6 protein-coding genes are annotated in these 8,467 nt (G+C 58.1%); 2 read left to right on the forward strand and 4 right to left on the reverse strand.

All coding sequences use genetic code 11. The features are described from left to right. Nucleotides 1–203: 203 nt before the first annotated feature. Nucleotides 204–1,016: a posphoenolpyruvate synthetase regulatory kinase/phosphorylase PpsR gene (ppsR, locus tag PG879_RS07295; protein ID WP_010675153.1), complete on the forward strand. Its 813-nt coding sequence runs from the start codon at nt 204–206 to the stop codon at nt 1,014–1,016. Between the two features lie 129 nt (nt 1,017–1,145). Here the strand turns inward: ppsR and PG879_RS07300 are convergent, their stop codons facing one another. Further along, nucleotides 1,146–1,421 carry a hypothetical protein gene (locus PG879_RS07300; protein WP_080989835.1) on the reverse strand — a complete coding sequence of 92 codons (276 nt, stop codon included), beginning with the start codon at nt 1,419–1,421 and terminating at the stop codon, nt 1,146–1,148. A 356-nt stretch (nt 1,422–1,777) separates the two neighbouring features. Here PG879_RS07300 and PG879_RS07305 point away from each other — a divergent pair, with 356 nt between their 5' ends. Beyond that, nucleotides 1,778–3,154 (forward strand): amino acid permease, encoded by a 1,377-nt coding sequence (locus PG879_RS07305; RefSeq protein ID WP_010675155.1) that lies wholly within the window; start codon nt 1,778–1,780, stop codon nt 3,152–3,154. A gap of 161 nt (nt 3,155–3,315) precedes the next feature. On the opposite strand, the gene PG879_RS07310 is transcribed toward PG879_RS07305, so the two are convergent. From PG879_RS07310 to PG879_RS07320, 3 genes are all read right to left on the reverse strand, one after another. Next, nucleotides 3,316–4,017, reverse strand: a complete 702-nt coding sequence (locus PG879_RS07310) for an SIMPL domain-containing protein (protein ID WP_010675156.1) — start codon at nt 4,015–4,017, stop codon at nt 3,316–3,318. 54 nt (nt 4,018–4,071) lie between these two features. Then, a complete protein-coding gene (locus PG879_RS07315) occupies nt 4,072–4,629 on the reverse strand; it encodes a hypothetical protein (RefSeq protein ID WP_210556078.1) in 558 nt (185 codons plus the stop codon). 87 nt (nt 4,630–4,716) lie between these two features. Further along, nucleotides 4,717–8,442 (reverse strand): beta strand repeat-containing protein, encoded by a 3,726-nt coding sequence (locus tag PG879_RS07320; protein WP_270829970.1) that lies wholly within the window; start codon nt 8,440–8,442, stop codon nt 4,717–4,719. Between the last annotated feature and the right edge of the window lie 25 nt (nt 8,443–8,467).

An 8,467-nucleotide genomic window follows, 5' to 3' on the forward strand; every position in this document is an offset into this window, starting at 1 on the left:
TTTATTGTCAAAAAAATCCCCGAGCAAGAGTTGGGGATGGTCGTTTGACACAGGCATTCTACAATAGCGACACAAAAAGGTAACGACTCAGGTTTGCAAGCGAGTTCACAACTTGGGCATGGCAGATCTGTTGACAAAAACGATATGGTTTCGAGAGATACTTATTTCTCGCCGCCCCCTGGAGCGCACCACAGGAGTCCGCAGTGCACACCGTATTCTATGTATCCGACGGCACCGCCATCACCGCCGAAGTCTTCGGCCACGCCGTGTTGAGCCAGTTTCCCCTGGCCTTCGAGCAGGTCACCATCCCCTTTGTCGAGACCCAGGAGAAAGCGCGCCAGGTACGGGCACGCATTGACGAGCAGTTTCGCCAGACCGGGGTGCGCCCCATCCTGTTTCACACCATCGTCGACCCCATGGTACGTGAAGAGGTGCTCAAGGCCCAGGCCAGCAGCCACGATTTTCTCAACACCTTCGTGAGCCCTCTCGAACAGGAGCTCGGTATCAAGGCCGAACCCAGGTTGCATCGCACCCATGGCATGGAAAACCGCAAGCTTTACGACGATCGCATCGAAGCGGTCAACTTTGCGCTGGCCAACGACGATGGCATCACCACCAGGGAGTATGACGAGGCAGACATCATCCTCATCGGGGTCTCCCGTTGCGGCAAGACACCGACCAGCCTCTATCTGGCACTGCAATTTGGCATTCGCGCCGCCAACTATCCCTTTATCGAGCAGGACATGGGATCGCTGGAGCTGCCCGCCGCCCTCAAGGCCAATCGCCACAAATTGTTCGGCCTCACCATCATGCCGCAGCGGCTGCACGAGATCCGCAACCAGCGCCGCGCCAACAGCCGCTACTCCTCGCTTGATCAATGCAAACAGGAGCTGGCCAGCGTCGAGAGGCTGTTCCGCCAGGAGGCGATCCGCTTCCTCGATACCAGCTCCCACTCGGTCGAGGAGATCAGCGCCAAGATCCTGGAAGCAACCGGCCTTCGCCGCCAGCTCTGCTAACCTGCAAGGCTGTGACAGCACAACGCACCATGAAATAGATGAGTGGCAAGATAACGAAACAGAGAAACAGGATGAAAAAATGATGCCAGCATCATCGCTGGCATCCCATCACTCGCGGGGCAAGCAGGCTCAGGGCTTGTTGAGTTCCTTGTTGTTCATCAACATGCCGTGAAAATTAATGAGTCCCCTGCCCTTGCGGACTCGCTCGCTCAGCCAGCAAGCTGGCACCAGCCCCATCCCGGCAGCAAGGATGAGCACCATGGCGATGTGGTTCACCAGGTAATCCGCTCCCAACCAGCCCCAGACAACAAGGCTGCTCATCGCCATCGTCAGCAACATGGGGGATAGCCAGATCCCGAGCCAGAGCACGGCCATCACCAGGCCACCGACAATACGCTCCATCATATGAGTCCCTTTTCATCAAAGGGCAAAGGCATCATAAAAACCAATTCGCGTCAACAGGCGAAAATCCATCCGAACACAAAACCAGCGACCACTCTCAAAACCCCTTTCCAGATCATTAAAAACCTGCATGTCGCACAAAATAGCAGCCAATGATGAGGAAAACAGGTGCATGAATGGTCGATTATCACTATTCTGCTCGGGTTGGTAGCCGCTACAAAAAACAGCCAGCGGCAAACCGTAACGATATAAATACGGATTTCGTCACGTTTTCGGCACAAGATGCCGCGCCAGGCAGAGGACGTGCTGTGGCTGACGGGACGCGAGCCGAGTGATTTCAGCGACGTAAGGAAGGAAGCATGGATCTTCAACAACACGGCGAGGAGCTCAAGCGCGGTCTGAAAAACCGCCATATCCAGCTTATCGCACTGGGCGGTGCCATCGGTACAGGCCTGTTCCTCGGCATTGCCGACACCATCAAGATGGCGGGCCCTGCGGTGCTGCTGGGCTATGCCATCGGCGGCTTCATCGCCTTCCTCATCATGCGCCAGCTGGGCGAGATGGTGGTGGAAGAGCCGGTTGCCGGCTCATTCAGCCATTTTGCCTACAAGTACTGGGGTGACTTCGCCGGCTTCGCCTCCGGCTGGAACTACTGGGTGCTCTATGTACTGGTGAGCATGGCCGAGCTGACGGCAGTCGGTATCTATGTCCAGTACTGGTGGCCCGAGATCCCGACCTGGATGTCGGCGGCCTTCTTCTTCGTGCTGATCAACGCCATCAACCTCTCCAACGTCAAGGCGTTCGGCGAGATGGAGTTCTGGTTCGCCATCATCAAGGTGGTCGCCATTCTCGGCATGATCGGATTCGGCGGCTGGATGCTGTTCTCCGGCAGCGGTGGCCCCGAGGCCACGGTCAGCAACCTCTGGGCCCAGGGTGGCTTCTTCCCCAACGGCGTCGGCGGGCTGGTGATGGCAATGGCCTTCATCATGTTCTCCTTCGGCGGTTTGGAGCTGGTCGGCATCACGGCAGCGGAAGCGGACAATCCCGAGAAGAGCATCCCAAAGGCCACCAACCAGGTGATCTACCGCATCCTCATCTTCTACATCGGTGCCCTCACCGTACTGCTCTCCCTCTATCCCTGGGGCAAGGTAGTGGAAGGCGGCAGCCCGTTCGTGATGATCTTCCATGCGCTCGACAGCAACCTGGTAGCCAACGTACTTAACCTGGTGGTGCTGACCGCCGCGCTGTCGGTGTACAACAGCTGCGTCTACTGCAACAGCCGCATGCTGTTTGGCCTGGCCAAGCAGGGCAACGGCCCCAAGGCCCTGCTCAAGACCAACAAGAGCGGCGTGCCCCTGACCGCCATCACCATCTCGGCCGCGGCCACCCTGCTGTGCGTGCTCATCAACTACCTGATCCCGGGCAAGGCCTTTGGTCTGCTGATGTCTCTGGTGGTCTCCGCCCTGGTCATCAACTGGGCCATGATCAGCCTGGCGCACCTCAAGTTCCGCAAGGTGAAGGCCGCAGAAGGGGTCACCACCAAGTTCAAGGCACTGTGGAGCCCGTTTGGCAACTATCTCTGCCTCGCCTTCATGGCCGCCATCCTGGTGATCATGTACATGAACGACGGCACCCGCATCTCGGTCGAGCTGATCCCGGCCTGGGTCCTGGTACTCGGTATCGGCTATCTGCTCAAACAGAAGAGCCAACGCAAGCTGGCGACCAACCTGGGCTAGGCATCGAGCCTCCTCCAACAAAAATGCCGGTCAGTGACCGGCATTTTTTATTCCATTCCCGTTTCACCTGACCCAATTCGCGGCTCACTTGTCCTGCCAGCCCCTGCAATGACAAACCCGAGGGGTTGCCTCGGGTTTGAGTGATGGACAAAGGGGCTGTGTTATTCCAGCAGGAAGACGGCTTCTACATTGTCAGTGATGCTGATCTGCTGCTGTTGATAGCTGTTTTCCATCATGTCGGCGGCAGGGGCTGCCGCAGCCTTCATGGCACGGGTATAGACCGGCATGGGGGAACTGTTGCGGTATTCAACGCTATATACCTTGCCAAGCTTCATGCCGAAAGCCTTGGCCAGGGATTCCGCCTTGCTCGTGGCATCAGCAACAGCACCAAGCCGGGCCTGCTCCTTGATGACCTGTGGTGACTTCAGGCCGTACTCTATCTGGGTCACGGACTCCAGACCCGCCTTGAGGGCGGTATCCATCAACTGGCTGAGTTTGTCGAGTTGATAGAGTTTGACGGCCAGTTGGCGCTGGGCACGGTAACCCACCATTTCAGGCTGCTTGTTCTGGGGGTACTGGTACTCGGGGGAGATCACCAGATTGCCAGCCTCCACGTCGCTGCGCTTGATGCCCAGGCTCTCCAGCTGGCCAAAGAAGGCTGCTACCTTGGTATCTACCTGCTGTTTGGCCTTGATGCCCTGCTTCTCCAGTGCCGTGACGGCGACATTGAGCGTCAGCATGTCTGGTTCAGCCTTCTGCTCCGCATAGCCACTGACGACCAGATGGGGGGCCTGAGGAACCTCGATGGCAAGCAACGGAGCACTGACAACCAGCGCGGACAGGGTAAGAAGGGGACGCCACATAAAAAAACCTCCATCATTTAGATGGAGGTCATTATGCATGTCGTCGATTGGGATTCATATATCGTGTGTCGGCGGGATCTGGTCCAGCACCTGATTGGTCATGTCGATATTGATGCTGATCTCCCCTCCTCCTGAATTGCCATGGCTTGTCATCACGGGAGCAGGCGCCTGGCTGCCAAACAGCGATTCATCCTCAAAGTGGAACGAATCCCACGACAGAACATGACCTTGTGATGGCAGATTCGGCTCGGACGTCGTCACGACGGCCAGCGCACCCCAGTCAAGCTCCTCGCCGTGGCTGAGCAGCCCCTGCAAGGAGCTATCGCTCAGGCTCTGCAACGAATACTCCTGCTGCCCCCACTCATGGCCGACCAGCACCATCATATGGGGCAGGGGCGCATCCTCTGCCGGCGTGAAGCTGATACGAGAAGCGGCAAAGTCCACATTCAGCAACCCCGCCACCTCACCATCTTCGCTCTCCAGCTCCAGACCGTTGAGCGTGTCACCCGTCATCGTGGCCTGATAGCCAAAGCGGCCGGTGCAGACGATATTGTCCTGCCCGTTCCAGCTATAGCGAATGCCGTCGATGTCGACCCAGTTGAATGACTGCATGGTGACCCTCTCCTGATACTGCAGCTATCTTATCTGCCCACTCCATCAAATAACAGGGGCCGGGCACACCCGGCCCCCATACCCTGCTTACGGATCGACCTTGAGGTTGCCCTGATCCAGCAGATCCTGAATGATCTGCAGATTGGATTTGCCAGCCGTCAGATCCACGTTGTCAAAGAGGATGGTATGAGTCGTGGTGCCACTTCCCGCTCCATCCAGATCAATGGTCAGTGTCGACTTGCCACTGCCCGGACCAGGAGCAAAGGTAAGATAGTGATCCAGTGTGCTCGCATCGGCATGCTCACCACTGAGCAGTTCACTCAGGTCCAGAACATCTCCATTGGCCCCCGTGGTGAAGTCTTTGATGGTATCCGTGCCTCCTGCATCACCTGCCATCCATTTGAAGGTATCCTTGCCAGCCCCACCAGTCAGGGTATCACTGCCGGTACCCCCAATCAGCAGGTCGTCGCCCCCACCACCACTCAAGATGTCGTTACCTGCCAGTCCGCTCAGGACGTTGGCATTGCCATCGCCGGTCAGGCTGTCGTTGAACATGGACCCTACCAGATTTTCCATGTTGCTCAGGCTGTCTGTCCCCGCCCCTCCGGTATTCTGATTGGCGCCATTGACTGTGACCGTGACCCCAGCAGCGCTGTCGAAGTAACTGGCCGTATCATTGCCGTTGCCGCCGTTCAGGGTATCGTTATCAGCACCACCAATCAGGAGATCATTGCCCTCACCACCATTCAAGGTGTCGTTACCGAGTCCTCCAAGCAGGATGTCGTTCCCGGCATTGCCGTTGAGCGTATCGTTTCCAGATCCCCCAATAAGGATCTCGTCGAGATAGCTCCCGGTGAGTGTCAAACCGCTCTGCACATCTACATACACCTTGGCCGTATCTGTGGTCGTGCTATTGGTGTAGTTGAACGAACCCTCGTAAGAGTTGGGGGTCGCATTGCCGGAGGTATCATCAAATGTTACCGAGCCTGCATTGTCTGTGACGGTCCCTCCCACAGCTCCCGAGACGCCCGTGATCATCTGGGTCGCAGCCAGAGGCCCGGTGTCATTGGCAAGCAGAGCCCAATCCGGAATGGTCGCCGGGTCCTGGTTGGTGATGATAAAGTCATCACGAACCACGGTAGGACCGACCGCCGGGTTGATAACGATGGACAAGGTGCTGGACGCAGTATCCCCATCGTTGTCTATCACACTGTAACCCACGACCTGGTTTATCCCCCCGACCGGAATGGATGTCGGCGGAGTATAGGTGTACGCGCCGTTGTCCATATCCACCTTGAGGATGCCGCCTGCAAGTGTAATGGTCCATTCATTGGTCGCTGTATTGAAAGTCCCGACTGATGTTCCTCCCGAGACGCCAGCGGAGTCCGTCTTCTGGTTGTAGGTATAAGTCACCCCTCCCACGGTAATGGCATTGAGCCAGCCACCATCGGCCCCGGCACTCGCCGCTACACCGTTGATAAGTTGTCCTGCCAGGGGCGGAGCTACCACGGTGCTCAAAAGGGTCGCGGTCAGTTGGCTGAAGTCAGTCACCACCACTGCGGTGGTATTTGCCGGGCTGGCACCACTGACCCCGTTGTAGGCAATAGGATCCAGTGCAGACTGGGTCGCTCCCGAGCCCATCCCGAGCGCGTACGAATTGATGTTGTTCGCCGTCAGGAAATCGGCCCAGTCCTTGGTTTCACCGCTCAGTGTCGTGCCGTCACCATCGATCCCGTTCCCACCGCCAAGCGAGTTGTTGCCATCAGGAACTGTGGCGGGGGTACCGCTCAACGAGCTGGCATTTGGCAGACCATCCGACATGAAGTAAGAGACATTTTGCGCATTAGCGAGTTTACCTGTATCGCCAAAGGCTTTGATTGCCTCGTTCAGTGCATCATCGTAGTTGGTCGAGTTCGTGGGGGTAAGGCCAAGGATGATGGCCTTGGCTACATCGACCGAGACCCACACCCCGGTCGGATTGGCGGCTGAAGTGGAGAAGGTCACGATATTGACCATGACGCTGCCGTAGGCGCTGTATTTGTCCAGCAGCTCCAACGCGGACTTCTGCATCACCTGCATCCGAGTCATGCCTTGATAGCCCGATGGGTCACCCATACTGCCGGAGATATCGAGGATCAACATCAGATTCGTGTTCTGCACCTGAGTCGCCTGGCCTGCATTGGTAACAGCATTGGCAATGGGGGCATCATCGCTGATCACAACCTGCAGGTTACCCGTGCCACTGTCGCCACTGGCATCCGTAGCCGACACGACGAAACTCGGACCATTCGCTGTATCACTGTTGCCCTGAACGTTGTGAGTCAGCACATTGTCTTTGAGCGTGTAGGTATAGTTCACCGTGTAGACACCGGCTGTGGGGCCGCTGACACCGGTTACCGTCAGCATTCCTTCCGTATTGTTGATCAAGGTCTGACTGCCGCCACTGGTCAAATTGTAAGCCTGCCCACCGATGGTCAAGGTAGTCAGATTTTCCCCCTGGGTGTTGATGGTGAAGCTGCCATTGAATATCTCCGAATTACCACTGGCAGCGGTCCCCTCAGGCAGTCCCTCCTCATCAACCGTCGCATTGCCGATGGTCAATACAGGGACACGGGTATCCTGAGCAATATTGATTGTCAGTGTTGCCGGATCCGTATCACCATCGCCATCTTTGAGCGTGTAGGTAAATACCTCCGAGGCCCCCACGGGAACCGATGCCGCCGTGAGCGTATAACTGTATTCGCCATCCAGCCCCATGGTCAGCGTCCCATACAGCCCGGTCACGGTGAATCCACCGGCAGGATTACTGTCTGAATTGCCGTTCGAGCTCACGACCTGGCTGATTGCTGCACCATCAGCCCCCATGACGTCCACCCCAGCACCGGCTGTACCGCCGATGGTACCCGCCCCGGTAATCACATTCCCCGTCACCGGAGTGAACACACCTTCAGTAGCACTGTCAGCATCATCGTTGGCCGTCGGCACGTCATCGACAATCTGCACGCTCAGGGTGTTCGAGGCCGAGTCCCCGTCGCTGTCCACCAGGCTCACCGCGAAGTCTTCGAACAGGCTGTTGTTGCCGTTCGCCGTCGGGTGCGCCTCGTTGTCGTTCAGGGTGTAGCTGTAGCTCACCAGCCCGGTCGCCGGGTTGTACCCGGTGATGGTCAGGGTGTTGCCCAGCGGCGTGGTCACCCCGCTCAGCGGGAAGCCCGCCACCACCCCGTTCACCACGATGTTGATGCCACCCACGCTCAGGGTCTTCACCCCGTCCGGCGCGCTGATGGTGAAGTCCCCCGTCACCGTGGTCGACTCCTTGCTGCTGTCCGACCCCGCCGACTCGTTCGCGCCGCGGGTCGCCAGCAGGTCGTCCTCGTACACCTTCGCATCCCCGCCCTCGCCCTTGGGCGTCAGGTTGGTGATGGTCACCCCGTCATCGTCGTTCTTGATGGTCAGGGTCAGGGTCGCCGTGCTCACGTCTCCGTCCGCATCCGTCAGGGTGTAGGTGAACACTTCGCTGCCCACCCCGCCCCCGGTCAGCGCCTTGAAGTCACCGTCGTTCGGGTTGAGGGTGTAGGTGTAGGTGCCGTTGGCATTGAGCACCAGGCTGCCGTAGGTCCCGCTCAGGGTGCCCGCGGTCACCGCCGCGCCATCCGCCCCCTGCACGTCGTTGGTGATGACGTTGCCATTGAGGACCAGGTTGTTCTCGCTCGCCACCGTCGGGTTGACGTCGCTCACCGCCGTCGGCACGTCATCGACAATCTGCACGCTCAGGGTGTTCGAGGCCGAGTCCCCGTCGCTGTCCACCAGGCTCACCGCGAAGTCTTCGAACAGGCTGTTG

Source organism: Aeromonas sp. QDB63, from assembly GCF_027707425.1.
Taxonomy (GTDB): Bacteria; Pseudomonadota; Gammaproteobacteria; order Enterobacterales; family Aeromonadaceae; genus Aeromonas; species Aeromonas caviae.

Excerpts from the sequence above, each read along its gene's own strand:
- PG879_RS07310 (WP_010675156.1), bottom strand. The coding sequence starts at position 4,017 with ATGTGGCGTCCCCTTCTTACCCTGTCCGCGCTGGTTGTCAGTGCTCCG.
- PG879_RS07300 (WP_080989835.1), bottom strand. The coding sequence starts at position 1,421 with ATGATGGAGCGTATTGTCGGTGGCCTGGTGATGGCCGTGCTCTGGCTC.
- PG879_RS07305 (WP_010675155.1), top strand. The coding sequence starts at position 1,778 with ATGGATCTTCAACAACACGGCGAGGAGCTCAAGCGCGGTCTGAAAAAC.
- PG879_RS07315 (WP_210556078.1), bottom strand. The coding sequence starts at position 4,629 with ATGCAGTCATTCAACTGGGTCGACATCGACGGCATTCGCTATAGCTGG.